30 protein-coding genes are annotated in these 26,989 nt (G+C 59.7%); 17 read left to right on the top strand and 13 right to left on the bottom strand.

Features of this window, described 5'->3' with window-relative positions; translation table 11 throughout:
• Nucleotides 1-11 precede the first annotated feature (11 nt).
• Nucleotides 12-857: a GNAT family N-acetyltransferase gene (locus tag N2599_RS13065; protein ID WP_027510124.1), complete on the top strand. Its 846-nt coding sequence runs from the start codon at nt 12-14 to the stop codon at nt 855-857.
• Here N2599_RS13065 and N2599_RS13060 read toward each other — a convergent pair.
• Nucleotides 854-1,771, bottom strand: a complete 918-nt coding sequence (locus N2599_RS13060; protein WP_027510125.1) for a DMT family transporter — start codon at nt 1,769-1,771, stop codon at nt 854-856. The genes N2599_RS13065 and N2599_RS13060 overlap by 4 nt on opposite strands.
• A 195-nt stretch (nt 1,772-1,966) precedes the next feature.
• On the opposite strand from N2599_RS13060, the gene N2599_RS13055 reads away from it, so the two are divergent.
• Both N2599_RS13055 and N2599_RS13050 read left to right on the top strand, forming a co-directional pair.
• Nucleotides 1,967-3,265: an adenylosuccinate synthase gene (locus N2599_RS13055; protein ID WP_027510126.1), complete on the top strand. Its 1,299-nt coding sequence runs from the start codon at nt 1,967-1,969 to the stop codon at nt 3,263-3,265.
• 61 nt (nt 3,266-3,326) lie between these two features.
• Nucleotides 3,327-5,699, top strand: a complete 2,373-nt coding sequence (locus N2599_RS13050; RefSeq protein WP_027510127.1) for a hypothetical protein — start codon at nt 3,327-3,329, stop codon at nt 5,697-5,699.
• 179 nt (nt 5,700-5,878) lie between these two features.
• On the opposite strand, the gene N2599_RS13045 is transcribed toward N2599_RS13050, so the two are convergent.
• From N2599_RS13045 to N2599_RS13035, 3 genes are all read right to left on the bottom strand, one after another.
• On the bottom strand, nt 5,879-6,556 hold the full coding sequence (locus N2599_RS13045) for a glutathione S-transferase family protein (protein WP_051336569.1): 678 nt from the start codon (nt 6,554-6,556) through the stop codon (nt 5,879-5,881).
• A gap of 88 nt (nt 6,557-6,644) precedes the next feature.
• Nucleotides 6,645-7,553, bottom strand: a complete 909-nt coding sequence (gene rpoH / locus N2599_RS13040) for an RNA polymerase sigma factor RpoH (RefSeq protein ID WP_027510128.1) — start codon at nt 7,551-7,553, stop codon at nt 6,645-6,647.
• 172 nt (nt 7,554-7,725) lie between these two features.
• Nucleotides 7,726-8,751 carry an RluA family pseudouridine synthase gene (locus tag N2599_RS13035; protein WP_027510129.1) on the bottom strand — a complete coding sequence of 342 codons (1,026 nt, stop codon included), beginning with the start codon at nt 8,749-8,751 and terminating at the stop codon, nt 7,726-7,728.
• Nucleotides 8,752-8,788: 37 nt separating this feature from the next.
• Between N2599_RS13035 and N2599_RS13030 the strand changes: the two genes are divergently transcribed.
• Together N2599_RS13030 and N2599_RS13025 are read left to right on the top strand one after the other, a co-directional pair.
• On the top strand, nt 8,789-9,163 hold the full coding sequence (locus N2599_RS13030; protein WP_027510130.1) for a hypothetical protein: 375 nt from the start codon (nt 8,789-8,791) through the stop codon (nt 9,161-9,163).
• A 5-nt stretch (nt 9,164-9,168) separates the two neighbouring features.
• Complete coding sequence (locus N2599_RS13025; protein ID WP_027510131.1) at nt 9,169-9,990, top strand: TrmH family RNA methyltransferase; 822 nt, start codon at nt 9,169-9,171, stop codon at nt 9,988-9,990.
• Nucleotide 9,991: 1 nt separating this feature from the next.
• Here the strand turns inward: N2599_RS13025 and N2599_RS13020 are convergent, their stop codons facing one another.
• Nucleotides 9,992-11,146 carry a coiled-coil domain-containing protein gene (locus N2599_RS13020; protein ID WP_027510132.1) on the bottom strand — a complete coding sequence of 385 codons (1,155 nt, stop codon included), beginning with the start codon at nt 11,144-11,146 and terminating at the stop codon, nt 9,992-9,994.
• A gap of 121 nt (nt 11,147-11,267) precedes the next feature.
• On the bottom strand, nt 11,268-11,867 hold the full coding sequence (locus N2599_RS13015; RefSeq protein WP_027510133.1) for a DUF1134 domain-containing protein: 600 nt from the start codon (nt 11,865-11,867) through the stop codon (nt 11,268-11,270).
• 184 nt (nt 11,868-12,051) lie between these two features.
• Between N2599_RS13015 and chpT the strand changes: the two genes are divergently transcribed.
• Both chpT and N2599_RS13005 read left to right on the top strand, forming a co-directional pair.
• Nucleotides 12,052-12,702 (top strand): histidine phosphotransferase ChpT, encoded by a 651-nt coding sequence (chpT, locus tag N2599_RS13010; RefSeq protein ID WP_027510134.1) that lies wholly within the window; start codon nt 12,052-12,054, stop codon nt 12,700-12,702.
• Nucleotides 12,703-12,821: 119 nt separating this feature from the next.
• A complete protein-coding gene (locus tag N2599_RS13005; RefSeq protein ID WP_027510135.1) occupies nt 12,822-13,184 on the top strand; it encodes a response regulator in 363 nt (120 codons plus the stop codon).
• A 120-nt stretch (nt 13,185-13,304) separates the two neighbouring features.
• Here the strand turns inward: N2599_RS13005 and ctrA are convergent, their stop codons facing one another.
• A complete protein-coding gene (gene ctrA, locus N2599_RS13000) occupies nt 13,305-14,006 on the bottom strand; it encodes a response regulator transcription factor CtrA (RefSeq protein WP_027510136.1) in 702 nt (233 codons plus the stop codon).
• A 440-nt stretch (nt 14,007-14,446) separates the two neighbouring features.
• On the opposite strand from ctrA, the gene N2599_RS12995 reads away from it, so the two are divergent.
• A complete protein-coding gene (locus N2599_RS12995; RefSeq protein WP_027510137.1) occupies nt 14,447-14,797 on the top strand; it encodes a hypothetical protein in 351 nt (116 codons plus the stop codon).
• A 97-nt stretch (nt 14,798-14,894) separates the two neighbouring features.
• Here N2599_RS12995 and N2599_RS12990 read toward each other — a convergent pair whose 3' ends face one another.
• Complete coding sequence (locus N2599_RS12990; RefSeq protein WP_027510138.1) at nt 14,895-15,173, bottom strand: GNAT family N-acetyltransferase; 279 nt, start codon at nt 15,171-15,173, stop codon at nt 14,895-14,897.
• 107 nt (nt 15,174-15,280) lie between these two features.
• Here N2599_RS12990 and N2599_RS12985 point away from each other — a divergent pair, with 107 nt between their 5' ends.
• Nucleotides 15,281-15,748 (top strand): paraquat-inducible protein A, encoded by a 468-nt coding sequence (locus N2599_RS12985; RefSeq protein ID WP_027510139.1) that lies wholly within the window; start codon nt 15,281-15,283, stop codon nt 15,746-15,748.
• 23 nt (nt 15,749-15,771) lie between these two features.
• Here the strand turns inward: N2599_RS12985 and sciP are convergent, their stop codons facing one another.
• Complete coding sequence (sciP, locus tag N2599_RS12980) at nt 15,772-16,047, bottom strand: CtrA inhibitor SciP (protein ID WP_007533628.1); 276 nt, start codon at nt 16,045-16,047, stop codon at nt 15,772-15,774.
• Between the two features lie 389 nt (nt 16,048-16,436).
• Between sciP and N2599_RS12975 the strand changes: the two genes are divergently transcribed.
• Nucleotides 16,437-17,183, top strand: coding sequence for a LuxR C-terminal-related transcriptional regulator (locus tag N2599_RS12975; RefSeq protein ID WP_027510140.1), 747 nt, complete (start codon nt 16,437-16,439; stop codon nt 17,181-17,183).
• Between the two features lie 22 nt (nt 17,184-17,205).
• On the opposite strand, the gene N2599_RS12970 is transcribed toward N2599_RS12975, so the two are convergent.
• From N2599_RS12970 to cysQ, 3 genes are all read right to left on the bottom strand, one after another.
• Complete coding sequence (locus N2599_RS12970) at nt 17,206-17,637, bottom strand: DUF2793 domain-containing protein (RefSeq protein ID WP_260307374.1); 432 nt, start codon at nt 17,635-17,637, stop codon at nt 17,206-17,208.
• On the bottom strand, nt 17,603-17,752 hold the full coding sequence (locus tag N2599_RS12965; protein WP_156915273.1) for a hypothetical protein: 150 nt from the start codon (nt 17,750-17,752) through the stop codon (nt 17,603-17,605). Before N2599_RS12965 ends, N2599_RS12970 begins: the two co-directional genes overlap by 35 nt.
• Before the next feature lie 95 nt (nt 17,753-17,847).
• A complete protein-coding gene (gene cysQ / locus N2599_RS12960; RefSeq protein ID WP_027510142.1) occupies nt 17,848-18,666 on the bottom strand; it encodes a 3'(2'),5'-bisphosphate nucleotidase CysQ in 819 nt (272 codons plus the stop codon).
• A 463-nt stretch (nt 18,667-19,129) separates the two neighbouring features.
• Here cysQ and N2599_RS12955 point away from each other — a divergent pair, with 463 nt between their 5' ends.
• From N2599_RS12955 to N2599_RS12925, 7 genes are all read left to right on the top strand, one after another.
• The gene (locus N2599_RS12955; RefSeq protein WP_027510143.1) at nt 19,130-20,032 is read left to right on the top strand and encodes a branched-chain amino acid ABC transporter permease; all 903 of its coding nucleotides are present in this window, start codon (nt 19,130-19,132) and stop codon (nt 20,030-20,032) included.
• Nucleotides 20,033-20,036: 4 nt separating this feature from the next.
• Nucleotides 20,037-21,428, top strand: coding sequence for a high-affinity branched-chain amino acid ABC transporter permease LivM (gene livM, locus N2599_RS12950; protein WP_027510144.1), 1,392 nt, complete (start codon nt 20,037-20,039; stop codon nt 21,426-21,428).
• On the top strand, nt 21,428-22,306 hold the full coding sequence (locus N2599_RS12945) for an ABC transporter ATP-binding protein (RefSeq protein WP_027510145.1): 879 nt from the start codon (nt 21,428-21,430) through the stop codon (nt 22,304-22,306). The genes livM and N2599_RS12945 overlap by 1 nt, the downstream gene beginning before the upstream one ends.
• Nucleotides 22,306-23,034 (top strand): ABC transporter ATP-binding protein, encoded by a 729-nt coding sequence (locus N2599_RS12940; protein ID WP_027510146.1) that lies wholly within the window; start codon nt 22,306-22,308, stop codon nt 23,032-23,034. The genes N2599_RS12945 and N2599_RS12940 overlap by 1 nt, the downstream gene beginning before the upstream one ends.
• Before the next feature lie 24 nt (nt 23,035-23,058).
• On the top strand, nt 23,059-23,412 hold the full coding sequence (locus N2599_RS12935; RefSeq protein ID WP_027510147.1) for a DUF6867 family protein: 354 nt from the start codon (nt 23,059-23,061) through the stop codon (nt 23,410-23,412).
• 120 nt (nt 23,413-23,532) lie between these two features.
• Nucleotides 23,533-24,654 (top strand): branched-chain amino acid ABC transporter substrate-binding protein, encoded by a 1,122-nt coding sequence (locus tag N2599_RS12930; RefSeq protein WP_027510148.1) that lies wholly within the window; start codon nt 23,533-23,535, stop codon nt 24,652-24,654.
• A gap of 135 nt (nt 24,655-24,789) precedes the next feature.
• Entirely contained in the window at nt 24,790-25,758 is a 969-nt protein-coding gene (locus N2599_RS12925) for a 2-hydroxyacid dehydrogenase (protein ID WP_027510149.1), read from the top strand.
• A gap of 26 nt (nt 25,759-25,784) precedes the next feature.
• Here N2599_RS12925 and N2599_RS12920 read toward each other — a convergent pair whose 3' ends face one another.
• Nucleotides 25,785-26,972 carry an acyltransferase family protein gene (locus N2599_RS12920; protein ID WP_051336570.1) on the bottom strand — a complete coding sequence of 396 codons (1,188 nt, stop codon included), beginning with the start codon at nt 26,970-26,972 and terminating at the stop codon, nt 25,785-25,787.
• Between the last annotated feature and the right edge of the window lie 17 nt (nt 26,973-26,989).

The raw sequence follows: 26,989 nt of genomic DNA, 5'->3' as shown, positions 1-26,989 counted from the left end.
GGGAAGGTTGCATGAGTTCGGAATTTGCGGTTCGCGCGATGCGGCCGGGTGAGTTAGAGCTTGTGCTCGAGTGGGCAAGGCAAGAGGGGTGGAATCCAGGACTCGACGATTCGCTCGCTTTCCAGGAGGCCGACCCGTCCGGCTTTTTCGTTGGTGCTGTCGGTGAAGTCCCGGTAGGCTCCATTTCGGTGGTGAAGTACGGCGAAGGCTTGGCGTTTCTCGGCCTCTATATCGTCCATCCAGATTTCCGCGGCAAAGGCTACGGCAGGGCGCTCTGGAAGGCCGGTGTGGCGTCTGCGGCAGACCGCACGATCGGTCTCGACGGTGTCCCCGCACAGCAGGAGAATTATCGCAAGGCAGGCTTCGAACCCGCCTATACCACGGTGCGGTACGGCGGCGTTCCGAAGACGTTGCCCCAGTCCTTGCTCTTGGCGCACCCAGTCTCCGACAAGCTGGACGGGCTGTTTCGTTACGACGCCTCGATTTTCACTGAACCGCGCAATGCGTTCGTTGCCGCCTGGTGCAAGAGGCGTCGCGGACGCAAGACCGTGATCGTGCGCAAGAGCGGCAAGATCCGCGGCTATGCCACGATCCGCCGCTGCTATGAGGGCTACAAGATCGGGCCGCTTTTTGCCGCCGATGCCGAGACCGCAGCTGCGCTGCTTGCCGAATTGCTGCCGGAGGCCGGCGGCGAGCCGGTGTTCATCGATGTCCCCGCCGCCAACAGGGAAGCGCTCGCGCTGGCCGAAAGCCTCGGTCTCGAACCGGTATTCGAGACGGCGCGCATGTATCGCGGCGCCGCCCCTCATATGCCGCTGAAGAACGTCTATGGCATCACGACGCTGGAGCTCGGCTAGTCCATAGGCGAAGCGGAGACGGTTGAGGTCGAAAGCTTTGGACGGCCCCTTTCAGCGATTGCAATGCCTCCCAGCGTCAGCACCAGCGAGACGATATGGAAGAGCTGCAACGTCTCGCCGAGCAGCAGCACGGATAGAAGCGTGCCGAAAACCGGGACGAGATTGATGAAGAGCCCGGCCCGGTTGGCGCCGATCCATTCCACGCCTTTGATATAGAGGATCTGCGCAACCAGCGAGGCGAAGATCGCGGTGTAGAACGTGATGATCCAGCCTTTGCCGTCGGGAAGCTGCGCATTGCCCGCCGCACTCTCCCAAAGCAACAGTGGCAGCGATGTCAGCGCCGCCGCAAGCGCGGGAAACGCCATGAGCGTGCGCCAGTCAACAGGCGGCTTCCAGCGCAGGAAGATCGTGTAGATCGAATAGGCTGCGACCGCCACCAGCATTAAGGCGTCGCCGCGATTGAGGCTGAGCCTGAGCAGCGTTGCGAGGTCGCCGTGCGCGGCGGTCAAGGCAACGCCGACGAGCGTCATGCCGAAGCCGGCGACCTGTGCCGCCGAAACGCCGGTGCGGAAGAAAACCAGATTGAGCAGGAAGATGAGCATCGGGATGCCGGCCTGCTCAATCGCGACGTTGATGGCGGTGGTGTATTTCACAGCCGAGTAAAGCATGGCGTTGAAGAGCGTATAGCCGACCATGCCGTAGAAAAGGAGCAGAGGCAGCTTATTGCGGACAATCGGCCAGTCCCTCTTGAGCTGTGGAAGCGACACTGCCGCGATGAGCGCGGTCGCAAGCGTCCAACGCAAGAAAGTCAGCGTCATGGGGCTGACATGGCCGAGCGCGAGTTTCCCGGCAACTGTGTTTCCGCCCCAGCACAGCGTCGCAATGACGAGACAAATATAGGCCGTGATATGCAAGGATGATTCTTCCGTCTTCCGAAAAAGCAGTTCGGATAGCTGCCGATGCATGGGCAATAGCCCGCGGCAGGCTGATTTGTCACGTAAAAAGCCCAATTCGCCCTGATAACAGGGTCGCTTTCCAAAAAACAAAGCTTTATAGATGCGCGGGTTTGAGCAGAGCGCGGATAATCCGCCGGTAACAGGAAGAGTTGGATGACGAACGTAGTCGTGGTCGGTTCGCAATGGGGTGACGAAGGCAAGGGCAAGATTGTCGATTGGCTTTCGGAACGTGCGGATATCGTTGTGCGCTATCAGGGCGGACACAATGCCGGCCATACGCTCGTCATCGACGGCACGAGCTACAAGCTATCGCTGCTGCCTTCCGGCGTCGTGCGCCCGGGCAAGATGGCGGTGATCGGAAACGGCGTCGTCGTCGATCCGCATGCCTTGATCGCCGAGATCGAAAAGCTGGAAAAGCAGGGCGTCAAGATTTCTCCTGACAACCTGCGCATCGCCGACAACGCGACGCTCATCCTGTCGCTGCACCGCGAGCTCGATGCCTACCGCGAAGATGCCGCCTCCAATAGCGGCACGAAGATCGGCACGACGCGCCGTGGTATCGGCCCGGCTTATGAAGACAAGGTTGGCCGCCGTGCAATCCGCGTGATGGATCTCGCCGATCTGGAAGCGCTGCCGGGCAAGGTCGACCGCATTCTTACGCATCACAATGCGCTCCGCCGCGGCCTGGGTGTTGAAGAAGTGAGCCACGAGGCTATTATGACGGAACTGACGTCGATTGCGGATCGCGTGCTTCCGTTCCGCGAAACGGTCTGGCTGCTTCTCGACAAGGAACGCCGTAAGGGCGCGCGCATCCTCTTCGAAGGCGCGCAGGGTAGCCTGCTCGATATCGACCACGGTACCTATCCTTTCGTGACCTCGTCCAACACCGTCGCGGGGCAAGCCGCAGCGGGCTCCGGCATGGGGCCGGGTTCGCTCGGCTACATCCTCGGCATTACCAAGGCTTACACGACGCGCGTCGGCGAAGGTCCGTTCCCGACCGAACTCAACGACTCGGTCGGCCAGTTCCTCGGCGAAAAGGGCCATGAATTCGGTACGGTGACGGGCCGCAAGCGCCGCTGCGGCTGGTTCGATGCCGCACTTGTGCGCCAGTCGGTTGCCACGAATGGCATCACCGGCATCGCGCTGACTAAGCTCGATGTGCTTGACGGTCTCGACGAACTGAGGATCTGCATCGGCTACATGCTCGATGGCGAGCAGATCGACCATCTGCCGGCAAGCCAGGCGGCGCAGGCCCGGGTGGAGCCGGTCTATATCACGCTGGAAGGCTGGAAGGAATCGACTGTCGGCGCCCGCAGCTGGGCCGATCTGCCTGCGCAGGCGATCAAATATGTCCGCCAGGTCGAGGAGTTGATCGGCGCCCCGGTCGCGCTTCTATCCACAAGCCCTGAGCGCGATGACACCATACTTGTGACTGATCCGTTTGAGGATTAATGTCGCGGTCATTATGGCACCTGGCCCGGTCGAGAACCGGGCCTCTCGAGAAAAGTAACTAATGGCTGATTTTATTGCAGTTATCCGGCGGGCGGTTGACGGCCTGGCCGAGAACACCCCCGAGATGCGGGCGAAGGTTTACGAGCGTGCCCGCGGGGCGGTGCAGCGGCAGCTCGAAAACATGAAGCCGCGTCCGCCGGAAGCGATGCTGCAGCGCCAGCTCGATAAGCTCGATGCCGCTATCCGCGAGGTGGAGGCCGAGCACTCCGAGGCATTGCCGGACGATGAGGCAGCCACTGCTGCAGCAGCAGAAGCGCTTGTCCATGAAGAGCCTGCGCCCGAGCTGCCGGCGGAATATGCGGCCGTGCCGAAGCCGGCTGAAGAACCGGTTGCTGAGGAATCGATTGCCGAGGAATCAGTCGCCGAAGACCATCTTGCCGACGCGGATGCACCAGCCGAACACCGGCACGAGGAGCCGCAGCCTGAGCCGCAGGAAGAGGCGGCCCCCTACGAAGCACCTTACGAGGAACCTGCGCCGATAGCGGCCGCGGAAGAGGCCGCGCCGGAAGAAGAATGGGACCGTCCGGTCGAGGAAGTTGCTGCTGCGGCGGAAGCGGAAGCAGCCCCTCCCGAGGAATGGGCTGCATCGTATCACGATGAAGTGCCGGTCGAGGAATACGCAGCTCCGCCGGAGGAATATCTCGAAGAAGCGCCTGCCGTCGAACCCGAACCGGCTGTCGAACCGGAACCCCTCCGTCCAGCCGGCGAATACGATCCGTCGAATCGCCTTGTCGAACCGTTCGTCTCCTTCGAGAAGCCGGAAGAGTTCGTCGAGCACAGCCGCGAGGAACCGCTGCAGGCGGAAACGGTTGCGCATTTCGATCCCGTCTGGGCAGAACCTGCTGCCGAAATCCCAGCCGAGCCCCCGAAAGACGCCGAGATTGCATGGGCTACTGAAGAGGTCAGAAATTTCTCAGAAAGCGTTCCGCCTGCGGCGTCGGCCAATGACCACGCGCGCGCCTTCGAGGAAGCCATTGCAGGTCTTCAAAACCCGCCGCCGCCCGCGAAGATGCCGGCCGCAAACGAGGGCTTTTCCTGGGAAGCCGCTGCCTTTGACGATCTGCCGCCGATCGAGGCAGGCACCAGCAAGAAGGCCCCAGTGGCGGCCCACTTCGACGATTCGGACCTGTTCGCCGAGATCCACGGCAAGCCTGCGGTGCCTGCTCCCGATGTGCCGGGCGAGGAGTGGCAGGAAGCAAAGGAGCTTCGGGGCTACGATCGCCGCGGCGTCGTTGCGGAGGACGACGATTCCGTACCGGCCGCTGATATTGACCAGCTCGTCGCGGCCAAACTGCAGAACAAGAACTTCCGCATGGAACCGAAGCGCCGGCGCCTCGGTCTCAACATGATCATTACCATCATTGCCGTACTGGCAGTGCTGGGTGGCGGGGCCTACGCCGCCTGGATGAACCGCGCCCAGTTGATCGCGATGGTTGACGATCTGGTGAGCGCCGCTCCGTCCAAGACGGCCGAGAGCGAGCCCGCTGCTACGCAGAACCAGACGCCAGCAGCCCCTTCGACAAACAATACCGAAGCGGCCAAGCCTGACGAAAACGATAGGCAGGTTGCCTCACTCGATGACGGCTCTTCGGTCAGCAACAAGTTTAACCAGCGCCTCATGGCAGACGGCAGGGAAGTCGACAGCGGCCCGGCTGCCATACCCGGTACGCCGACAGCCGAAGGCAAATCGGTCGCCGAGCAGAATGTCGCATCCGCCGCGCCAGCTCCGCCCGCACAGGCAGGTGCCGCGCCCGCCGAGACGCTGACACCGAACGGGCCTGCCGCTGCCTCGCAGCAGCAGGTGCCTGCCGGTGCGGCTGAGAAGATGTTCCTCTATGAGGAGCGAATCGGCCAGAGTTCGCCGACTGCGATCCAGGGGAGCGTCGCCTGGAGCGTCCAGCATGAAACTGGCCAGGGCGGTAAGCAGGAATCGACGGTGCAGGCCAATGTGACGGTGCCGGAGCGCAATCTTTCGGCTCTCGTGACCTTCAAGCGCAACTCCGACCCGTCGCTTCCGGCAAGCCATCTCGTCGAGGTCGTCTTCTCGCTTCCGCCGAATTTCGAAGGCGGCAGCATTGACAGCGTCCAGCGCATTTCGATGAAGCGCACGGAGCAGGATCGCGGCGACCCGCTGATTGCCGTGCCAGCCAAGATCACCGACGATTTCCATATGATCGCACTGAATGACTATCCGGATGCCCGCAAGGCGAACCTCGACCTGCTTGCGACGCGAGACTGGATCGATATTCCGATCACCTACCGCAACGGCCGTCGCGCGCTGATCACCATGCAGAAGGGTCCGACGGGCACGGCAGCCTTCAGCACGGCGATCAAGGAATGGACGGCGCTTGGCGACGTGAGCACGAGCCAGTAGCAGGTCTAGGGCCTAGGCGGGGGAGTTCCCTTACCCTAACCCTCTCCGCGTTTTGACGGGGAGAGGGGACCTGCCTCACTCAACGTTGGCGATTGAGGAAAACCGTGCGACACATATTCCTTGGCCCGCTTGCGGGGAGAAGGGCGCAATGGCGCCAGCAATCCAATATGGGCGAGCAATTACCTATGTTTCGGAAGAGCGCCCGCTGCCGCCGCCTCACGTCGAGGGTTCGTGTACCGCATGCTTGGACGCTCGACCATGCGTTGCCACCAGGAGGCGAGGGCGGCGTGCTGTTCCAGCAATCCTCGCGCTTCCGGAACCATCAAGAAGTAGTCCATCATTGGCGCGACGTGTAGATCGGCCAATGTCAGGGTCTCGCCGCCAAGCCAGGGTGCCCCGTCCATCAAATCCGCCAGAGCCTGCAAGCAAACAGGCACTTTGGATCGCGCGATGGCCACTCGCCTTTCATCGCTTGGCTCCCCGCGTAGTGGCTTCGAGACCAGTTCCACATACATCCCCCAGACGAGGTTGGAGTAGATGTATCCATCCGCGATGCTGATGATCTGATTCATCCGGGCGCGCTGCTTTGGAGTTGCCGGTTGCAGCCTCGGACCTTCGAATGCTTCGTCGAGATAGCGCGTTATCGCTCCGCTCTCATAGAGATTGAAGCTATCATGCTCAAAGGCCGGGATTCGGCCGAACGGCTGCCGGGCGAGATAGGATGACGGGGGTCCCGACGCGGCAAAGACATCGACGGGCACCAGATCATAGTCGACGCCCTTTTCGTGCAAGGCGAGCCGCACGGCCCGCACGTAGACGCTGTAGTCTGCTCCGAACAATTTCGGCTTCTGGCTCATCGCTTCTTGCGACCCATAAATAAGGAAAACCGCCGGCCGCGATCTGCAGCAAGCGGCTTTCCGATTTCATATCGGGGCGTGGAACCCGTTATGCCGTGGCTTCGACGACGCGGACGGCTTTTGCCCTCTCCAGAGCTTCCTTGCGCACGGCGTCCTGCACCTTTTCGAAGGCGCGGACTTCGATCTGGCGCACGCGTTCGCGGCTGATGTCGAACTCGGCCGACAGATCTTCCAAAGTGACCGGATCGTCAGCAAGACGGCGTGCCTCGAAGATGCGGCGCTCGCGGTCGTTCAGCACGCTCATCGCCTTGGAGAGCATGCGGCGGCGCGTTTCGAGCTCGTCCTGCTCGATCAGCACGTCTTCCTGGCTGTCGTGATCATCCACGAGCCAATCCTGCCATTGGCCGCTGTCGCCTTCGGAGGCCTTGATCGGCGCGTTCAGTGAAGCGTCGCCGGAAAGGCGACGGTTCATCGAAACGACTTCCTCCTCAGAGACGTTCAGCTTCGTGGCGATCTCCGCGACATGCTCCGGCCTCAGATCGCCTTCGTCGATCGCCTGGATCCGGCCTTTCAGGCGGCGCAGGTTGAAGAACAGGCGCTTCTGATTTGCGGTCGTGCCCATCTTCACCAGCGACCACGAGCGCAGAATATATTCCTGGATCGAGGCCTTGATCCACCACATGGCGTAGGTGGCGAGACGGAAACCGCGTTCCGGATCAAACTTTTTCACGGCTTGCATGAGGCCGACATTGCCTTCCGACACGACTTCGCCGATCGGCAGGCCATAGCCTCGATAGCCCATCGCGATCTTGGCGACGAGGCGCAGGTGGCTGGTGACGAGTTTATGCGCAGCTTCGCGATCGCCGTGCTCGGAATAACGCTTTGCCAGCATATATTCCTGCTGCGGCTCCAGCATTGGAAACTTGCGGATTTCGTCGAGATAACGATTAAGACCGGCTTCGCCGGCGGTGATGGACGGCAAGGTATTGCGGGCCATGATTGCACCCTCCTGTATAGATTCCGGTTCCCGATGGAACGCGTCCCCGCGTCGGAACAGGCGAACCGGGACGTGCGGCTCAAATCCAAGCCCGCACTAAGTCTATATATAGATAAGTATGGCGGAACAGCGGTTCAAGCCCGTCAAAAGCCTTCACGAAGACGTTATACGGCTAACGGCGAAGCGCCTCTGCGAGTTCCACCATATCTTCGGGAAGCGGCACTTCGAAGTGCATAAGCTCGCCGGTGCGGGGATGCTCGAACTGCAGCATATAGGCATGGAGCGCCTGTCGGCCGAAACGGTTGACGACTTTGCGGGCTTCATCCGGCAGCAGATTGGCCTTGGTTCTCAGATGCGCGCCATAGACGGTGTCGCCAAGCAGTGGATGCCCGATATGGGCCATATGGACGCGAATCTGATGGGTACGGCCGGTTTCCAGGTGGCACTCCACCAGCGAAGCAAGCGCTGTAGCATCCGAGTTCTCGTGGAAGCGTTCCAGCACTTCGTAATGTGTGATGGCCTCGTCGGCATCCTGGCTGTCGGCACGTTTGACCGAGCGGCGCGTGCGGTCGCCAGTGGAGCGGCCGAGCGGCACATTGATCGTGCCTGAGAGCGAGCGCGGCCGGCCCCAGACGATCGCCTGGTAGGCGCGTTCGAGCGGCATGGTGCGGCCGTGGTCGGCAAACTGCAGCGACAGGTGGCGGTGGGCGATGTCGTTCTTGGCGACGACCATCACGCCGGTCGTATCCTTGTCGAGCCGGTGCACAATGCCGGGCCGCCGGACGCCGCCAATGCCCGAGAGGCTGTCGCCGCAGTGGTGGATCAGCGCGTTGACGAGGGTGCCCGTCCAGTTTCCGGCGGCGGGATGGACGACCATGCCGGCCGGTTTCGAGATGACGATGAGGTGGTCGTCCTCGTAAAGGATGTCGAGCGGGATATCCTCGCCCTTCGGGGTCGGGTCTTCCGGCTCTGGCAGCAGGATTTCGTAATTGTCGCCGGGGCGCACCTTCTTTTGCGGATCGAGGGCGACTGCGCCGTTCACGAGCAACTGACCGTCCTTGATCAACACCTTGACGCGGCTGCGGGAAAATTCTTCGCCGAGTTGAGCCGTCAGCCAGGCATCGAGGCGGCCTTCGGCATTCTCATCGGCAGTCAGGACTTTCCTAATACCTGATGCTTGTTTAAAGGGGTCGCTCAAGACGCTTCTTCTCCGAAAGTATTTATAGGACGCCGTTATGACGAAAATCGAGCCAGACGATCAGGAAGAACAGCCCCTTGACCCGGCAATGGAAAATGTCCGGCGCAAGATGGTCCGCCTGCAGATCGTTTCCGGCGCCATCATGTTCGTGAGCCTTATGGCGGTCTTCGGCGCCGTTGTCTACAAGACGATGGAGGCCGAACCGGCAGCGGTCTCCAGCTCCGGCGTTCCTTCGGATTCGCCGGTCAGGTCCACCGTTTCCCTGCCGCTCGGTTTCGCCGTGCACTCCACGTCGCTCTCCGGAAGCCAGGTTCTGTTCTTCGGCCAGTCCGTCGACGGCAAGCGCCAGGCGCTTGTCTTCGACATCAAGGCTGGCCGGCTCATTGCCGACATCACCGTCGCCGGCAACTAAGGCCGATGGTCGCCGCGCCGATCACGATCGAAAGCGCTGATGATCCGCGCATTGCGGAATTCCGCGCGATCCGCGAGCGCGACCTGACAGGCAGACAGAACCGCTTCATCGCCGAAGGAACTGTCGTGCTGCGCATGCTGGCCGAAGCCCATGCCGCAAGAAGTGGTTTCGAGGCGGAGAAGATCCTGCTGCTGCGAAATCGGGCCGACGGGGTGTCCGACATCCTGGCACGCTTCCCGGACGACGTTCCGGTCTACGTCGCCGAGGCGGATGTTCTCGACGGAATCGTCGGCTTCCATCTGCATCGCGGCGTGCTGGCGCTCGGCCGACGCATCCCGGGCAGCAAGAGCTTGCTCGATAGCCTGCCGGACCGCGCACTCGTGCTCGTCGGCTGCGGCATTTCCAATCACGACAATGCAGGCTCGATGTTCCGCAATGCGGCCGCCTTCAACGCGGACGCCATCTTTCTCGACGAGACGTCCTGCGACCCGCTGTACCGGAAGGCGATGCGCGTTTCCGTGGGGTCCGTGCTGAGCGTTCCCTATCAGCGGAGCGGTTCCGCCCTTGATATCCTCACCGCGCTCGCCGAACGTGGCTTCGATATCTGGACGCTGTCGCCGCGCGGCGCGACGGACATCCGGGCGATACCGCCTTCGGATCGTATGGCGCTGGTGGTCGGTACGGAAGGAGAAGGGCTGCCGGAAGCGATCCTGTTGCGCTTCCGGAGCGCACGCATTCCGCAATCTACCGGCCTCGACAGCCTCAATGTCGCGACGGCGACCGGCATTGCTTTATTCGCGATGGCGTCCGTAGCTGGCCGTCTCTGAATCAGCCCGGTTGCGACAGGATCGTTGCCGCGCGCTGGGCGAGGCTCACGCGTTCGCCCTCTTCGTTGGCCGCATCCTCCGGCAGAAGGTCGCGGATTGGCGAGGAGGAGCCTTCGTTAAGCGCCGTCAGAGCGACCACGCCGGCCGCGATCGCAGCGATCTCTTCGCGCATGGCGCTGTCGTTGCCCGTCGTCGCCTTCGCGTTGGAAATGCGATCGGAAACGGCTGCACTGCGCGCGCGAACCTCTTCGGCAAGGCGGGCGGCAACCGCTGCTGAATCAAGTTCGGAAGCTGGAGCTTCTTCGTGCATCAGTTCGTCCCCCTTGGTTTCAACCGCTGCCAGCCCCGCATCGCGAAGCGCACGGTTTGCCTTGCGCAGGCCGACACTGAGCAACTTCAACTGCTCTTTGAGCTTGGCGATTTCCTGCTGGCGGCGACCGAGCAGCGCTTCCTTGTCGGCAGCAGCAGCTGTTTCGCGCGCGGATTTGTCTTCGAGGCGGATCACCATATGCTCTTGCTGCGTCAGCTTCTGCTCGGCATCCTTGGCCCGCTTCTGCAGAAGATTGACGTCCTGGCGTAACGTGTCGCGTTCGTCGCGCAGCGCATTGGCGCGGAATTTTACGCTTTCAATCTCAGTTTCGCGCGCCGCCATGTCGATTTTGAGGTTGTCCGCCTGCTCGGCGAGCTTGTTGAGGCGCGTGCGCAGCGTCTCGATCTCGCTTTCCTTTGCAGAACTCGCCTGTTCGGCAATGTGCAGGCTCGTCTTCAACTGGCTGATATAGTTCTCGTCCTTGCGCAGATGAGAGCGGAGTTCGGCAGCCTCGACGTTCAGATCGCCGATCTGGGCCTGCAATGCGCCGATTTCGGACGACAAGCGGCCGGCATCGAGCGCAAGGGAATCATGGCGAAGCTGCAGGGACAGGGATTTTTCACGCTCGCGTATCAGGTCCTGTGCCGTTCTAGCATTCTCCGCAGCGTAGAGCGCCCGCACCATGTCCTTCTGCGCCCGCACTTCCTGGGGGCTGAGGGGCATCGTCGCCTTCATGCGGTTTTCCGTATACCAGACGATGCGGCGATGGATTGCGGGAGAAATCAGGAAGACGAGGAACGCCGCCGTCAGGAAACCCAGTCCGAACAGAAGAGCATATTCGATCACGGCGCGGCCACTGCTTTGAGGTTTGATTTGCGTCAGCGCCAATGATTAAAGCACGCGCTGCGCCTAGAGCAAGTGGCGGATAGGTGACGGCGGGGAAGAATCCCGCCGCCTGATCGCAGCTTCAGAAGGGGTTCCAGGTCGGGCCTGGCGTGATTTTCAGATAGCCGACGTTGACGCCGAGACGGGCGCCGACCCCGGTGCGGATCGGAACCACCAAAACATTGTTGTTCTTCAGCAGCGTCATGCCGAAGCCGGCGATGACGAAGGCCTGGCCGCTGACACCGCCGAAGCGGGCATAGATGCTGTCGATTGACGGCAGGTCGTAGACCAGCATCATGACGCGCGTGCCCTGGCCGCCGTAGTCGATACCGAGGGACGGACCCTGCCAGTAAAGGGGATGTGCGCCGGCGTTCTTGGTGTTGAGCTGACCTTCGCCGTAGGTCAGGCCGGCGATGAAGGCGCCGGACCCTTCCTGTCCCAGAACGTAACCGTTCGGCAAGCCGTATTTCTGGAAGGCTGCTTCGACGACCTTGGCCAGTCCGCCGCTGGTCGAGCCGAAGAAGGAGTGGCCGGCATCGACGATCTCCTGCATCGTATACTGGCCGTTGTTGGCTTGCTGCTGCGCGGCTACCTGGTGTGGGGAGAGCATAAATGCGGAAATGGTCAGCGCGACGAGGAGCCGGCAAAAGCCCATAAATCTTCCGGGGAATTGAAGGCGCATGGTGTCATCCGTTCATCATGGTCGGTTCGATGAGCCGTTTCCGGCAGTGGATGCATTTTGCGCGGATCGTCTTAATAATCGGTTTACCAAATATGGTGTCATTATGGCGGAGAGTACGGCGCAAACTTCGTGCAATTTTGATCAAGCAAGATAGGCGGGATGAATTTACCGCCTTCAGGAGACCATGATGTCCAAGAACCCCAATCTTACATTGACCGGCCCGGATCTGGCCGCGCTACTTTGCAGCCGTGTTTGCCATGACGTCATCTCGCCCGTCGGCGCGATCAACAACGGCCTCGAACTGCTGGATGAAGGCGGCGCCGATTCGGACGCCATGGACCTCATCCGCACGAGCGCGCTCAATGCCTCGGTCCGCCTGAAATTTGCACGCCTGGCATTCGGAGCTTCCGGTTCGGTCGGCGCTTCGATCGATACCGGCGAAGCTGAGCGTGCTGCAAAGGATTTCGCGGTCGCCGAAAAGAAGACCGAAGTGATCTGGAACGGGCCGCGCGCGATCGTCGCGAAGAACCGGGTCAAGTTGTTGCTCAATCTTTTCCTTGTGGCCTATTCCTCGATCCCGCGCGGCGGCACGTTGGAACTAACACTTGAGAATCCGGAGTTCGACGCGAAGTTCAAGATCGTCGCCAGGGGCAAGCTGATGCGCGTGCCGGCGAAGTTCGTGGAAATCACATCCGGCCAAGTCGAGGAGGCGATCGATGCGCATTCGATCCAGCCTTACTACACGGTCCTGCTTGCCGAAGAGTGCGGCATGGAGCTTGGCCACAGCGCGACGGGCGAAGAAATTATCTTCACCGCTGAGTCCGTTTCCGTCTAGCGTCATGGTTGCATGGCTGCAGCCTGCTGCGATTCGCGTAACACTTCGTTAGCCTAATGGACCTATTCTCGAGGACTGAGGAAGCGCCACTGGAGTAAAAGTGGAGCGAAGGAGCAGGCATGCAGCGGTTCATGATCACTGATAGTTCGGATGTCGTCCGCAAGGTCGGAAAACGCATCCTTTCCGAACTCGATTTCCTTGTCAGTGAGGCGTCCAATGCAAGCGAAGCGCTTTCGCGCTGCCAGGCCGAGCTTCCGGAATATATGATCGTCGATTCCGGCATGGACGGCGCGCTCGAACTGATTTCCGCCATCCGGACGATGGAAGGCGGCAAGGAGGTCAAGATCTACTACTGCGTGATCGAGGCCGATCTCAAGAAGCTGATGATGGGCAAGCGGGCAGGGGCTACCGACTTCCTGCTCAAACCCTTCGACCGCAAGATCCTGACGGCCGTTTTCGGCAACCGTGCCATCGCTGCCTGATTTTCAACATTTTCAAAGGGTCGAGCCGCCTCCGGGCGGCTTTGTTTTCGCAGGTCCGAAACGAAAAGTCCCGCCGGAAAAGCGGGATATTTCATAATCGGAAAGGGTAATTTCAGTGTCTCAAGCGGTTTCGGCATATTCGGCGCCGTCCGGTTCGCGCAGAACATAGCCACGGCCCCAGACGGTCTCGATATAGTTTGCGCCGCCGGCAGCGTTTGCGAGCTTCTTGCGCAGCTTGCAGATGAAGACGTCGATGATCTTCAGTTCCGGCTCGTCCATGCCGCCGTAAAGGTGGTTGAGGAACATTTCCTTGGTGAGCGTCGTGCCCTTGCGGAGCGAAAGCAGCTCCAGCATCTGATATTCCTTGCCGGTCAGGTGAACGCGCTGGCCACCGACCTCAACGGTCTTGGCGTCGAGATTGACGAGCAGCTCACCGGTCATGATGACCGACTGGGCGTGGCCCTTGGAGCGGCGGACGATCGCGTGGATGCGGGCGACCAGTTCGTCCTTGTGGAACGGCTTGGTCATGTAGTCGTCGGCGCCGAAGCCAAGGCCGCGGACCTTGTCTTCAATACCTGCCATACCTGAGAGGATAAGGATTGGTGTCTTGACCTTGGACAGGCGGAGAGTGCGGAGCACTTCATATCCGGACATGTCGGGAAGGTTCAGATCGAGAAGGATGATGTCGTAATCATACAGTTTGCCGAGATCGACGCCTTCCTCACCGAGATCGGTGGTGTAGACGTTGAAACTTTCGGATTTCAGCATCAGTTCGATGCTCTGCGCTGTCGCGCTGTCGTCTTCGATAAGTAGTACCCGCATTATTATCCCCTTTACCGCCGCCGAAAGGTGGTCTGGCCCCCTACGCGATACCCGAATACTTCACTGCGTGATTTGGAAGCTGCCACGAAATGGTTAACAAATTCTGATTCACTCTGGCAAGAGGTAACGAATTTATTAAGCAATTTGTCCATTTCGCTGTTTTCCAACGAGAATTCGCAACGCCAACCCTTAACTTTTACATTAAGAATGGCCGGTAAGCGATTCATTCGACTCACCAATGAACAGGATCCGGAAATCGCGTAGTGATGTTTACCGACCCTTAAATCATCGGCACTATCATTAACGATGCCCGTAAACGAAAGGTTACCGCCGGTAGGTTTTTGTTAATACCGACGGAAATTTTTTGGGCAGACCGTTTCAAACCGGTGCGCAAGGGCAATTTAGTAGAGCCGGGATCTCGCATCACTGGAGTAATGCGTATGAAGTCGCGTGAGAGCCTAGTTCGCCTGAAGGAGTTTCAGGTGAACGAAAAACGACGTCAGCTGCAGCAATTGCAGATGATGATGTCGGAATTCGAACGGATGACGAAGGATCTGGAAAGCCAGATCGTCGTCGAAGAGAAGAAGTCCGGCATTTCCGACCCGAATCACTTCGCCTACCCGACCTTCGCAAAGGCCGCACGCCAGCGCGCCGACAATCTTCAGGTTTCCATCAAGGAATTGAAGATGCAGGAAGAGTCGCTGGAGCAGGCGCTCGAGGAGATGCAGGCGGAATATGCCCGTGCTACCGCGCTCGAAGAGCGGGATGGCGCCATTCGGGCCCGCGCCTGATCGGCTGGCAGCGGACGCCGGCGGCGGCGTCCTGGGGATCGCCTGAAGAAGCCATGTATGATGGGCATAAGTCCGTCATACATGGCTTTTGGTGTTGTTAATTCACCACGTCGCGCCAATCGTCATGGCGTTGTGATTGCGCCTTGAAGAACGGGCAGAGCGGAAAGATCTTCCAGCCGCCCTTTCGCGCCTCTTCGACGGCGTGAAGCGCAAGCGCCTGGCCGATGCCTTTGCCGCGAAGGGCATCCGGCACGCCGGTGTGATCGATGATGATGAGCTTCGGCGACGTGCGGGAATAGCTCATTTCAGCCTCGTGGCCGTCGACCTCGGCCACATAGCGGCCGCCCGAGGCACTGTCTTCGTTGCGAATATCCATTATATTTTCTCCGAAAACCGATGTTATTGAGCCAGATCGTGACATGGCGGTGTAGCCATGCCAAGCCGGTGCAGGCGGCGACACAGTGTTCAACCAAGGGGTATCCGATGAGAAAATTGGTGGGAGTCCGGCCGGTACTGCTTGCTGCAGCACCATTTTTCCTGGCGCTCGGGCTGGTCCTGCCTCTGATCCGATTCGAGAAACTCTACTTCTTCAATGAGACACCGTCGCTGGTGGAGATCGTCGCTTCGCTCTGGAGCGGAGGGGATATCCCGCTTGCGCTGGTCGTCGGGATCGTGTCGGTCGTATTGCCAATCCTGAAGATCATCGGCATCGCCGCCGAGGCGACGGCTGCCGGCGGCGGGACCGGCAGCTGGTTTTATCGCTACGCCGTGCCGTATCTGTCCAAGTGGTCGATGATGGACGTATTACTGGTGGCGATCGTGATTGCGGCGGCGAAGACGACGGGCCTGGCGGATGCTTTCACACAGCCCGGGCTCTGGTGCTACGCAGCGTCAACAATAATTTCGGGCCTTCTTCACTCCCTTCAGGGAGATGCGCCCGGCCCGAAATAATGTCTTTGCCTGTGGCAGGTGGTTCAGTGACGGTATTGCTGGATACGCGTCGTGCGCAGGCCGGCAAGGCCGTGGCTGTTGATCGACGACTGCCAGGACAGGAATTCCTCGACGGTGAGCGTGTAACGCTCGCAGGCTTCTTCCAAGCTCAACAGGCCACCGCGAACCGCCGCGACAACCTCAGCCTTGCGACGGATAACCCAGCGCCTTGTATTCGGCGGCGGAAGATCCGCAATCGTCAGCGGGCTGCCATCGGGGCCGATGACATATTTTACTCGGGGACGTATCATTTCGGTCATTGGACTCTCTACACAACTCAAGACCACGCCGGCACTCTAGCCCGTCACATTTAAAAATTGCCTAAGCGCATAGTAAGACTTTGATAACAACTTTAGCCGCTTTCCCGCGTGCCGCGACTTCTTGCCTGCTGTAGCGTCAATTTGTACGGGACGCATGGCTCCCATGCTGAATAAATAGTATCGATATTTCGGCGATCGCTTTATAAGCGCCGCAACATCATGAATGAGCGCTAGACCCCGTCTCCTCTTCTCGCAGCATCAGTCAAAGATTACGTCCGAATGCCTCCCGTCCTTGCGGCGCGGGGCATTGTTGCGGTCTTGCTGTTGTCCGGCGTCGCAAGGCTGTCGAGCGAGGGGCATGAGCGACGGCCGCGGCTGAGGAAAAGACAATGACTAGACGTGAGCGCGCAGCCCACAAATACGCAGACGATAATGCTTTTCCGCTTTCCACTGCCGTTCGCACAGGCGAGTTGAAGGAGGAACTGAAGCGCCGGCTGGAGAGTATGGTGAAAGCCGCAGGCTTCGATTATTATCTCTTCGCAGCCTTTCCGCGCGGCGACAGCACGGCTTTTCTCGAAAATCGCATTGCCAGCAACTGGCCGCAGAACCTCACCAATCTCTACGGCGAGGCCGATCTGTTCTATTGCAGCCGGCTGGTGGGTGTTCTGAAGCGCACGATCATGCCGGTCTTCTGCGATGCCGGTCCATTCGCTGGCGATGCCGCCAACCAGGAAAACCGCCGGTTAAATGCGCTGTTCCGCATGCACGGGCTGCAGAACACGTTCGGCTTTTCGCTGCACGACGCCGACCTGAAGCAATACATGTTTGCCTTCTCCGGTAGCCGCGCCGCGCTTTCGCGCGAAGAAGAGATGGATCTGTTTTATGCAGCGATGGAAGCGCTCGACCGTTTCAGCAGCGAGAACCGCACAGACGAGGGGCCTCCGGAAAATCTTACCCGCCGTGAGATCGAATGCCTGCGCTGGTCGGCGGCGGGCAAGAGCAGCGACGAGATTGCGATCATCCTCGACCTCTCGTCGCATACGGTGGTCGGCTATCTGAAGGGCGCGATGCGCAAGCTCGATTCGGTCAATCGCATGCAAGCCGTCGCCCGCGCCTTCCGCTACAGATTGCTATAAGCCGTTCAGGGCAGAATGGCGCTCACTTCGGTCTTCCCGGCACCGAACTCGTATGGGCGGTGCCGGTGCGAAGGATCGAGAGCCAGTCGCCGCTTGCATGCTGCGCGCGGCCGAAAGCCAGCAGCGACGCCGTATCACCGGCGGACGCTTTGTTGACCTTGATCTGGTGGCCCTGACCTTCCTGGCTGAAGAGGCTTGCAGGTCCTGCGACGGCGAGGCGATTCGTGGTGTCGGCTGTGGCGTTGAGGCCGAGAAGCGGCAGGCTGCTCGGTGCAGGTGGCGACAGATCGCTCCAGAGACCGGCCTGCAGGATGCGGAATTTGCCGGCTTCGAGAAAGAAGGCGCGCCAGCCTTCGCGTGGCGCGATGTAGAGCCAGACGCCGCTTTGCCGGTCCAGAGATCGCCGGCGCCCGATGCACTCAGATAGCAATCGGAGTGCCGATTCCGCCGTCACGGCTCACCTGCACGACGGCATCGAGACGCTGCAGCGCCTCATTGTGCGTCACGTCCTTTTCGGATTGCGAGGGAAGTATGTAGGGGAGGGCGAGATTAGTCGATTCGTCGGACAAGATGCCGTCTCCGTTTGGCGCCGAACGCGCGGTTATCGCCGCATCGTAAGGCGCCTTCGGAATGCGCCGACGAAATGCCCTTCTTTCTTTGATTTTTAATGGTTTTCGCCTGAAGCCATGCGCATTTGCACGGGCATTTCCCTGCCGCCCCAGGAGATGAAGTCGGGATTGGCGAAGTCGAAATCCGCCCTGTCGCCGGTCTTGCCGTAGGTGAGCGGCAATCCATCTATGGTGACGGTCGTGCCTCCCGCGGCGCGCAGAACCGCGTCGCCCGCTGCCGTATCCCATTCCATCGTGCGGCCAAAGCGCGGATAGACGTCTGCCTTTCCCTCGGCAAGCAGGCAGAATTTCAGCGAAGAGCCGATATTGGTGCACTCCGAGATCGCCTGCTCAGCGAGAAAGCTGTCGGTCGCGGGGCTTTTGTGGCTGCGGCTGGCAAGCGCAAGACGCTTGGCGGGCGGTTCTCGGACCGCGATCGCGATGCGCTCCATCACCGTAAAATCGGCGCCGACGACGAGTTTTTCCGCGTGTCCAGCCTCGCCTGTAAAGGCAACACCGAGTGCCGGCGCATAGACGATCCCTGCAAGCGGTACGCCGTCCACGACATAGGCAATGTTGACCGTAAATTCCCGCCGTCTGTCGACGAATTCGCGCGTGCCGTCGAGCGGATCCACCAGGAAGAAAGCCGTTCCCTCGATATCCGGCACGCGGCCGGCTGCCACCGATTCTTCGGCAATTACCGGAATATCTGGATAGCTGCGCGCAAGATGCGCGAGGATGATCTTCTCCGCCTCCTCATCGGCGCGTGTTACAGGGCTTGAATCTGCTTTTGTCGCGACGGCGCAGCCTTCCTCGAAGATCGCTATGATCGTTCTTCCCGCCTCAAGTGCCGCCTCTTCGAATGTCGCCAGCATGTTCCCCTCAATGAACGCAAGCATCCTGAAAGCCCGTCTGCAGTATATAGATAATATGGTGATTGGCTATTTTTTTGGGCGGCCGAAAAATCATCCTGCAGATGTCCGCCTGCCTTGAGATGTTTTTCGCGTCCAGCCCTCGAATTTTGTACGAAATTTGCTGAGAGTTCCTTTTCTGTGGAAAAGGTGTCATGCGAAGGGTTGCCCACCTCGCAGGCGATTTAGTTAATCCACAGCCGGTTTCTGACTAAAATTTCCCCAGGGAATGCCTCTTTAATGTGGATTTTGGTTCGAAACGCGCCACTTACGTCCGTTTGGACAAGAATCTGACCCAGTAAAGCCTTTTTGTCTTCACATTTCCGCGGAAAGCGGTATGGATGCCCCACATGAGGTTCCGATAAAAGGGAACTACAGACCAAAAAGAGATGCAGTCATGTTGGCTCGCATCCAGGGGAAATGAGATATGGAGTATTTCGTCCAGCAGCTCTTTAATGGGCTGACGCTCGGATCCATCTATGGCCTTGTCGCTATTGGCTACACGATGGTTTATGGCATTATCGGCATGATCAATTTCGCCCATGGCGATATCTTTATGCTCGGTGGTTTCGCCGCTCTTATCGTCTTTCTCGTCCTCACATCCATCTTCGCAGGCCTTCCGGTCGCAGTTCTTCTGCTGCTGATGCTTGTCGTTGCAATGTTGATGACGAGTTTGTGGAATTGGACGATCGAGCGGGTTGCATACCGGCCACTGCGCGGTTCCTTCCGCCTGGCGCCGCTGATCACCGCGATCGGCATGTCGATCACGCTGTCCAACTTCATCCAGGTGACGCAGGGCCCACGCAACAAGCCGATTCCGCCGCTCGTCGGCTCGGTCTACAACATCGGCGGCATTTCGATTTCGCTGAAGCAGATCATCATCATCGTCATCACCGTGGTGCTGCTGGCCGCTTTCTGGTATATCGTCAACCGCACGGCGCTCGGACGCGCCCAGCGCGCGACGGAGCAGGACCGCAAGATGGCCGCTCTTCTCGGCGTGAACGTCGATCAGACGATCTCCATCACCTTCATAATGGGTGCGGCGCTCGCCGCCGTCGCCGGCACGATGTATCTGATGTATTATGGTGTCGCCTCGTTCAACGATGGCTTCACGCCGGGCGTCAAGGCTTTCACCGCAGCCGTTCTCGGCGGCATAGGCTCGTTGCCAGGTGCCGTTCTCGGCGGCTTGATGATCGGCCTCATCGAGTCGCTGTGGTCCGCCTATTTCACGATCGCCTACAAGGATGTCGCGACCTTTGCGATCCTCGCTTTCGTCCTGATCTTCAAGCCGACCGGCATCCTCGGACGGCCGGAAGTCGAGAAGGTATAACATCATGGCAAACATCGAAAATTCTGCTGGCAAGCCCGCACCCGGGCTTGTCCAGAAGGGCCTTACGGAAGCCTTCTTCGCGGCCGTCCTTTCTCTCGGTCTGTTCGTTCTCTATGTCGGCCTCAAGACCGACCAGAACATCAATAACGAGCTGATCATCGTTCAGCGCTGGGGCCTGCTCGCGATCTTTGTGGCGATTGCTGCGATCAGCCGCTTCGTCATCGTCGTTTTCGTGAAGCCGAACATCGACAAGCGCAAGCTTGCAAAGGCGAAGCAGGGCGAGCTCGACATCTCGACTGAGAAGGGTTTTCTCCGCCAGCATTTCCTGAAAATCGCGCTGGTCGCGCTGCTGCTCTACCCGGCGGTCATCTATGCGGCTTTCGGCGCGCAGGGCTCGCTGAAATGGGTCGACAACTTCGGCATTCAGATCCTCATCTATGTGATGCTCGCCTGGGGTCTTAACATCGTCGTCGGCCTGGCCGGCCTGCTCGACCTCGGTTACGTCGCTTTCTATGCGGTTGGGGCCTATTCGTACGCGCTGCTGTCCAGCTATTTCGGCCTGTCCTTCTGGCTTCTGCTGCCCATGTCGGGCATTCTGGCGGCACTCTGGGGCGTCATCCTCGGCTTTCCGGTCCTGCGGTTGCGCGGCGACTATCTCGCCATCGTGACGCTCGCCTTCGGTGAAATCATCCGTCTCGTGCTCATCAACTGGACGGCTGTAACCAAGGGCACCTTCGGCATCTCGGGCATCCCAAAGGCGACGCTGTTCGGCATTCCTTTCGATGCGACGTCGGGCGGCTTTGCCAAGCTTATGGGCCTTCCGATGTCATCGGCCTATTACAAGATTTTCCTCTTCTATCTGATCCTGGGTCTCTGCATGCTGACGGCCTATGTCACGATCCGGCTTCGCCGCATGCCGATCGGCCGCGCCTGGGAAGCTCTGCGCGAAGACGAGATCGCCTGCCGTTCCCTCGGCATCAATACGGTCACGACAAAGCTCACCGCCTTTGCGACGGGCGCTATGTTCGGCGGCGTCGCCGGCTCATTCTTTGCAGTGCGCCAGGGCTTCGTCTCGCCGGAATCGTTCGTATTCCTGGAATCAGCCGTCATTCTGGCTATCGTCGTCCTCGGCGGCATGGGATCGCTGACCGGTATTGCGATTGCTGCGGTCGTCATGGTCGGTGGTACGGAACTGCTGCGCGAAATGGACTTCCTGAAAGCTGTCTTCGGTCCGGATTTCACGCCGGAACTCTACCGCATGCTTCTCTTCGGCCTCGCCATGGTCATCGTCATGCTGTTCAAGCCGCGCGGCTTCGTCGGCTCACGTGAACCGACTGCCTTCCTCAAGGAACGCAGGGCAGTCTCCGGAAGCTTTATCAAGGAGGGGCACGGCTGATGAGCCCCACAGAAATGACGACAATGTCCAGCGATACCCTGCTCAAAGTCGAGCATCTGTCGATGAAATTCGGTGGCCTCATGGCCATCAACGATCTGTCGTTCGAAGCCAAGCGCGGCGACATCACCGCGCTGATCGGTCCGAACGGCGCCGGCAAGACGACCGTCTTCAACTGCATCACCGGCTTCTACAGGCCGACGATGGGGATGGTCACGCTGAACCAGCGGAGCGGAAAGCAATACCTGCTCGAGCGTCTGCCAGATTTCCGCATTACCAAGGAAGCCCGGGTCGCCCGCACCTTCCAGAACATCCGCCTGTTTTCGGGCCTCACCGTTCTGGAGAACCTGCTCGTCGCCCAGCACAACAAGCTGATGAAGGCATCGGGCTACACGATCCTTGGCCTTCTCAATATCGGTCCGTATAAGAAAGAGGCTGCGGCATCCATCGAGCTCGCACGCTTCTGGCTGGAAAAGGCCGATCTGACCAGCCGCGCCGACGATCCTGCAGGCGATCTGCCCTATGGCGCGCAGCGGCGTCTCGAAATCGCCCGCGCCATGTGCACTGAGCCGGAGCTGCTCTGCCTTGACGAGCCCGCCGCCGGCCTTAACCCGCGTGAATCGGCGGCCCTCAATGCGTTGTTGCAGGAAATCCGAGCCGAGACCGGTACCTCGATCCTGCTCATCGAGCACGATATGTCGGTGGTCATGGAAATCTCCGACCATGTCGTCGTGCTGGAATACGGCCAGAAGATTTCCGACGGCACGCCGGAGCATGTGAAGAACGACCCGAAGGTCATCGCGGCCTATCTCGGTGTTGAGGACGAGGAAGTGGAAGAGGTCATCGCAACCGTCGTGAGCCTCGAAGGGGGCGCAAACTGATGGCCGGCGAACAGCTTCTCAAGGTTCAGGGCGTCGAAACCTATTACGGCAACATCCGTGCGCTCGCCGGTATTGATGTCGACGTCAACAAAGGCGAGATCGTCAGCCTTATCGGCGCAAACGGCGCCGGCAAGTCGACGCTGATGATGACGATCTGCGGCAGCCCGCAGGCCCGCAAGGGTTCAGTCATCTTCGAAGGACGCGACATCACCCGCATGCCGACGCACGACATTGCGCGGCTTCGCATTGCGCAGTCCCCGGAAGGTCGCCGCATCTTCCCGCGCATGACCGTCACGGAAAATCTGCAGATGGGTGCGGGTCTCGATAACCTCAAACATTTCAGCGAGGATACCGAGAAGATCTTCACGCTGTTTCCGCGCCTCAAGGAACGCCATGCGCAGCGCGGCGGCACGCTTTCTGGCGGTGAACAGCAGATGCTGTCGATCGGCCGCGCGCTGATGGCCCGTCCGAAGCTATTGCTTCTCGACGAGCCTTCGCTCGGTCTCGCACCGCTGATCGTCAAGGGCATCTTCGAGGCGATCAAGAAGCTCAACGAGCAGGAAGGCCTCACCGTCTTCCTCGTCGAGCAGAATGCATTTGCTGCCCTGAAGCTTTCGCACCGCGCTTACGTGATGGTGAACGGCAAGGTAACGATGAGCGGGTCCGGCAAGGAGCTGCTCGCCAATCCGGAAGTCCGTGCCGCCTATCTCGAAGGCGGAAGACATTGAGCCGGGCAGAAGGGAGAGTTTGATATGCAGGGACTTTTCTTTGAGCCGGATACGGGCGTGCGGATGGTCATCCGCGGGCTGGTCATGCTGATCGGATTCTGGACGGCGTGGCGTGCCGGCAAGGCTGCAGCTGAAAGCTGGAGCGACTATCCGCTGGTTGTCGTCTACACGTTCCTGCTCGCCTGGGTGATGCAGTTTCTGCATCACGCGCTCTTCAACGGGCCGATGCTCAGCGTCTTCTTTTACGTCATCGATTTCGTGCTGCTGCTCGTCTTTTCGACGGCGGGTTTCCGCTATCGCCGCACCAATCAGATGGTCAACAACTATTACTGGCTGTACGAAAGAACTTCTGCCTTCTCGTGGAAGGACAAACATTGACAGTCCGTTGAAACTAGGCATGAATTGCCTTCAGAGTGGAACAGCTTTCCTGGCGCAGTGAATGGTGGGTAATGCGCTGGGTCTTGGACCCGAACCCGCCCAAAAATTGGGAGTAAAAATATGAAGAAGTCTCTTCTGTCGGCAGTGGCTCTGACGGCGATGGTCGCCTTCAGTGGCAACGCCTGGGCCGACGTTCTCATTGGCGTCGGCGGTCCTCTGACTGGCCCGAACGCTGCGTTCGGCGCTCAGCTTCAGAAGGGTGCTGAGCAGGCAGCCGCTGATATCAATGCCGCAGGCGGCATCAACGGCGAGCAGATCAAGCTCGAACTCGGCGACGACGTCTCCGACCCGAAGCAGGGCATTTCGGTTGCCAACAAGTTCGTCGCTGACGGCGTGAAGTTCGTTGTCGGCCACTTCAACTCGGGCGTTTCGATCCCGGCGTCTGAAGTCTATGCTGAAAACGGCATCCTCGAAATCACCCCGGCTGCAACGAACCCGGTGTTCACCGAGCGCGGCCTGTGGAACACCTTCCGCACCTGCGGCCGTGACGACGCGCAGGGCGCGATTGCCGGCAAGTATCTTGCCGACCACTTCAAGGACGCCAAGATCGCTGTCGTTCACGACAAAACACCTTACGGTCAGGGTCTTGCCGACGAGACTAAGAAGTCTCTGAACGCTGCCGGCGCTACGGAAGCCATGTATGAAGGCATCAATGTCGGCGACAAGGATTTCTCCGCCCTCATCGCAAAGATGAAGGAAGCCGGCGTCTCGATCATCTACTGGGGTGGTCTGCACACTGAAGCCGGTCTCATCATCCGCCAAGCTGCCGACCAGGGCCTGAAGGCAACGCTCGTTTCCGGTGACGGCATCGTCTCGAACGAACTTGCTTCCATCGCTGGTGACGCAGTTGCCGGTACGCTGAATACCTTCGGCCCGGATCCGACGCTCAACCCGGCCAACAAGGAACTGGTTGAGAAGTTCAAGGCTGCCGGCTTCAACCCGGAAGCTTACACGCTCTACTCCTACGCTGCTGTTCAGGCGATCGCCGGTGCTGCCAAGGCGGCCGGTTCGACCGATGCGGAAGCTGTTGCAACCGCGATGAAGGAAAAGGGTCCGTTCCCAACCGTTCTCGGCGACATCTCGTTCGACGAAAAGGGCGACCCGAAAATCCCGGGCTACATCATGTACGAATGGAAGAAGGGTCCGGACGGCAAGTACAGCTACTTCCCACAGGGTATGTAAGCTTCGATTGCACGGTCCAGTACCGTTTACGGAAGCCCGGTCGAGACCGGGCTTCTTTCTTTTTGGACAGGCGTTTCAATTCTTGCGGCCATCCTCTAGTTCTTTGAGGCGAAGAATTTTGAGACGGAAGCACCAATGTCCAGACCGCGCATTCTCGTCACCCGCCGCTGGCCCGCCGCAGCAGAAGCCGCGCTTGCCGAACGTTTCGACGTGACCTTCAACGAGAAAGATGTTCCGCTTGGCCTCGGGCAGATACGGCAGGCGCTGGCGGATTATGATGCGGTCCTGCCCACCGTTTCCGACAAGCTGCCGGCCAGCGTCTTCGAGCGTGACATTCGCACGCGGATCCTCGGCAATTTCGGCGTTGGTTACAATCACATCGATATCGCTGCCGCAAAGGCAAAAGGCATCCTGGTCACGAATACACCCGGTGTTCTTACCGACTGCACGGCGGATATCGCCATGCTGCTCCTGCTGGCCGTTGCCCGCCGCGGCGGCGAGGGGGAACGCGAAGTTCGCGCCGACGCGTGGAAAGGCTGGTGCCCGACGCATATGATCGGCACGAAGGTGACCGGCAAGACGGTTGGGATCATCGGCTTCGGCCGCATCGGAAGGGCCTTTGCACAGCGCTGCCATTCCGGCTTCGGGATGAACGTGGTCTTCTACAATCGTTCCAAGATCAATGACGATGAGGCCGAACGCTATGGCGCGCTGCAACTGGCGACGATGGAGGAGGTGCTTGCTGCTTCCGATTTCGTTTCGCTCCATTGCCCCGGCGGCGCCGAGAATCGACATCTGATGAATGAAGCGCGCTTTGCGACGATGAAGCCGGGCGCGTTTCTGATCAATACGGCGCGCGGCGACGTGGTCGATGAGATGGCCCTGATCAGCGCCCTGGAGGCAGGCACCATCCGTGGTGCGGGGCTCGACGTCTATGAAGCCGAGCCGCAGGTGCCGGAGAAGTTGAAAGCGATGGAGAATGTCGTCCTGCTGCCGCATCTGGGCAGCGCGACGGCCGAGACCCGAACGGCGATGGGCATGAAGGTGGTGGAGAACATCAGCGCTTTTTTTGACGGGCGTGAGCCGCCGGATCGCATCGTTTGACTTCGCTCCATGCGGCGCAGGTTCTCCTACCGCGAGAGCTGACGATCGGGCTCGCCTGCTGCAGCTGTCCTGCTGTCGCGGCCGCTCAAACCGAACAGGATACGTGCCGGGCCGGGCACGAAGTCCACGCAGAAGGCAAACAGAGCCGAAAGCAGGATTGTCGCGGCCGTGATGATCGAGAAGCTTACGGTGACGGGCAAGTCGAGCGGCAGGACATAGTAGAGCGCGGCTACCGTTACAGTTTGATGCACGATGTAGAGCGGGAACACCAGACGGTTCAACCCCGATAGCCTTGCGCTCTCGCGATTGAAATGATGGGCCGCAAAACCGACGAGCGTCAGGATCATGCTCCAGGCCAGCAAGAATATCCCTGCCTTGAACAGCGGCGTATTTTGCGCATAGCTCCCGATCGCCTGGTCGGCCGGGACCATCCAGGCATAGCGATAAAGCAGCACGGTCGTCGCCAGCGCGATTGCGGCGCTGACGAACCGCCGGCTAATGATCGTCTCGATCAATGCGCTGTGATGGCGGGCAATGAGGAAGCCCAGTCCGAACCAGCTCGCCCAAACCGCAAACCACGCGCCATCATTGTAGAGGGCATTTGTTTGCTTCGGAAAGAAAGGCGAAAGCGCCAGGTTGAGTGCCAGCGGCAGCAGGAAGAAGAAATAGATGAAGCCGGTTTTCGAAGTGCGTTCGAACCAAGCTGCAATCTTGTTCCCGGGCTGTACCAGATATCCGAATATGGGATAGCAGATCACCGACATGACCAGCAGATAGGCGACGAACCACATATGCGCCCATGTGAAATTGCCTTTGGGATAACGGCCTTCGGTGAAGTAGCGGGTTATCCAGAATTCGAGAAGTGAGCCCTGATAGCCGTCCTCGTACATGCGCTCGTACCAAACCTGCGGCACGACGATCACTGCCATGGCAAAGAGGAGAGGTATCAGCAGACGCATCGTGCGCTTGCGCAGAAACGAAAGGCTGCTTGCCGAGCCGAAGGTAAAAGCCGCTCCCATGCCGGAGACGAAAAACAAAAGCGCAAGCCGCCACGCGCGCGGGAAGTCCATGACCAGCGAAAGCGTGGCGCTTGTCTTGTCGCTGTGGATCAGCCAGTTCATGTCAGGCAGAAAGGACGCCGACGAATGGTAGAGGAGCAGGATCGCGAAGGCGAAGATCCTAAGCCGATCCACATAGTAAAGCCTGCTTTTCATGCCCGACGCCTGCGTTG

The sequence above is a fragment of the Rhizobium sullae genome (assembly GCF_025200715.1).
Lineage (GTDB): Bacteria > Pseudomonadota > Alphaproteobacteria > Rhizobiales > Rhizobiaceae > Rhizobium > Rhizobium sullae.
The sequence above is the reverse complement of the archived record's forward strand: the minus strand, read 5'-3'. Positions and strand labels throughout refer to the sequence as shown.

Excerpts from the sequence above, each read along its gene's own strand:
- N2599_RS13065 (WP_027510124.1), top strand. The coding sequence starts at position 12 with ATGAGTTCGGAATTTGCGGTTCGCGCGATGCGGCCGGGTGAGTTAGAG.
- N2599_RS13055 (WP_027510126.1), top strand. The coding sequence starts at position 1,967 with ATGACGAACGTAGTCGTGGTCGGTTCGCAATGGGGTGACGAAGGCAAG.
- N2599_RS13050 (WP_027510127.1), top strand. The coding sequence starts at position 3,327 with ATGGCTGATTTTATTGCAGTTATCCGGCGGGCGGTTGACGGCCTGGCC.
- N2599_RS13045 (WP_051336569.1), bottom strand. The coding sequence starts at position 6,556 with ATGAGCCAGAAGCCGAAATTGTTCGGAGCAGACTACAGCGTCTACGTG.
- rpoH (WP_027510128.1), bottom strand. The coding sequence starts at position 7,553 with ATGGCCCGCAATACCTTGCCGTCCATCACCGCCGGCGAAGCCGGTCTT.
- N2599_RS13030 (WP_027510130.1), top strand. The coding sequence starts at position 8,789 with ATGACGAAAATCGAGCCAGACGATCAGGAAGAACAGCCCCTTGACCCG.
- N2599_RS13025 (WP_027510131.1), top strand. The coding sequence starts at position 9,169 with ATGGTCGCCGCGCCGATCACGATCGAAAGCGCTGATGATCCGCGCATT.
- N2599_RS13015 (WP_027510133.1), bottom strand. The coding sequence starts at position 11,867 with ATGCGCCTTCAATTCCCCGGAAGATTTATGGGCTTTTGCCGGCTCCTC.
- chpT (WP_027510134.1), top strand. The coding sequence starts at position 12,052 with ATGATGTCCAAGAACCCCAATCTTACATTGACCGGCCCGGATCTGGCC.
- N2599_RS13005 (WP_027510135.1), top strand. The coding sequence starts at position 12,822 with ATGCAGCGGTTCATGATCACTGATAGTTCGGATGTCGTCCGCAAGGTC.
- ctrA (WP_027510136.1), bottom strand. The coding sequence starts at position 14,006 with ATGCGGGTACTACTTATCGAAGACGACAGCGCGACAGCGCAGAGCATC.
- N2599_RS12995 (WP_027510137.1), top strand. The coding sequence starts at position 14,447 with ATGAAGTCGCGTGAGAGCCTAGTTCGCCTGAAGGAGTTTCAGGTGAAC.
- N2599_RS12990 (WP_027510138.1), bottom strand. The coding sequence starts at position 15,173 with ATGGATATTCGCAACGAAGACAGTGCCTCGGGCGGCCGCTATGTGGCC.
- N2599_RS12985 (WP_027510139.1), top strand. The coding sequence starts at position 15,281 with ATGAGAAAATTGGTGGGAGTCCGGCCGGTACTGCTTGCTGCAGCACCA.
- sciP (WP_007533628.1), bottom strand. The coding sequence starts at position 16,047 with ATGACCGAAATGATACGTCCCCGAGTAAAATATGTCATCGGCCCCGAT.
- N2599_RS12975 (WP_027510140.1), top strand. The coding sequence starts at position 16,437 with ATGACTAGACGTGAGCGCGCAGCCCACAAATACGCAGACGATAATGCT.
- cysQ (WP_027510142.1), bottom strand. The coding sequence starts at position 18,666 with ATGCTGGCGACATTCGAAGAGGCGGCACTTGAGGCGGGAAGAACGATC.
- N2599_RS12955 (WP_027510143.1), top strand. The coding sequence starts at position 19,130 with ATGGAGTATTTCGTCCAGCAGCTCTTTAATGGGCTGACGCTCGGATCC.
- livM (WP_027510144.1), top strand. The coding sequence starts at position 20,037 with ATGGCAAACATCGAAAATTCTGCTGGCAAGCCCGCACCCGGGCTTGTC.
- N2599_RS12945 (WP_027510145.1), top strand. The coding sequence starts at position 21,428 with ATGAGCCCCACAGAAATGACGACAATGTCCAGCGATACCCTGCTCAAA.
- N2599_RS12940 (WP_027510146.1), top strand. The coding sequence starts at position 22,306 with ATGGCCGGCGAACAGCTTCTCAAGGTTCAGGGCGTCGAAACCTATTAC.
- N2599_RS12935 (WP_027510147.1), top strand. The coding sequence starts at position 23,059 with ATGCAGGGACTTTTCTTTGAGCCGGATACGGGCGTGCGGATGGTCATC.
- N2599_RS12930 (WP_027510148.1), top strand. The coding sequence starts at position 23,533 with ATGAAGAAGTCTCTTCTGTCGGCAGTGGCTCTGACGGCGATGGTCGCC.
- N2599_RS12925 (WP_027510149.1), top strand. The coding sequence starts at position 24,790 with ATGTCCAGACCGCGCATTCTCGTCACCCGCCGCTGGCCCGCCGCAGCA.
- N2599_RS12920 (WP_051336570.1), bottom strand. The coding sequence starts at position 26,972 with ATGAAAAGCAGGCTTTACTATGTGGATCGGCTTAGGATCTTCGCCTTC.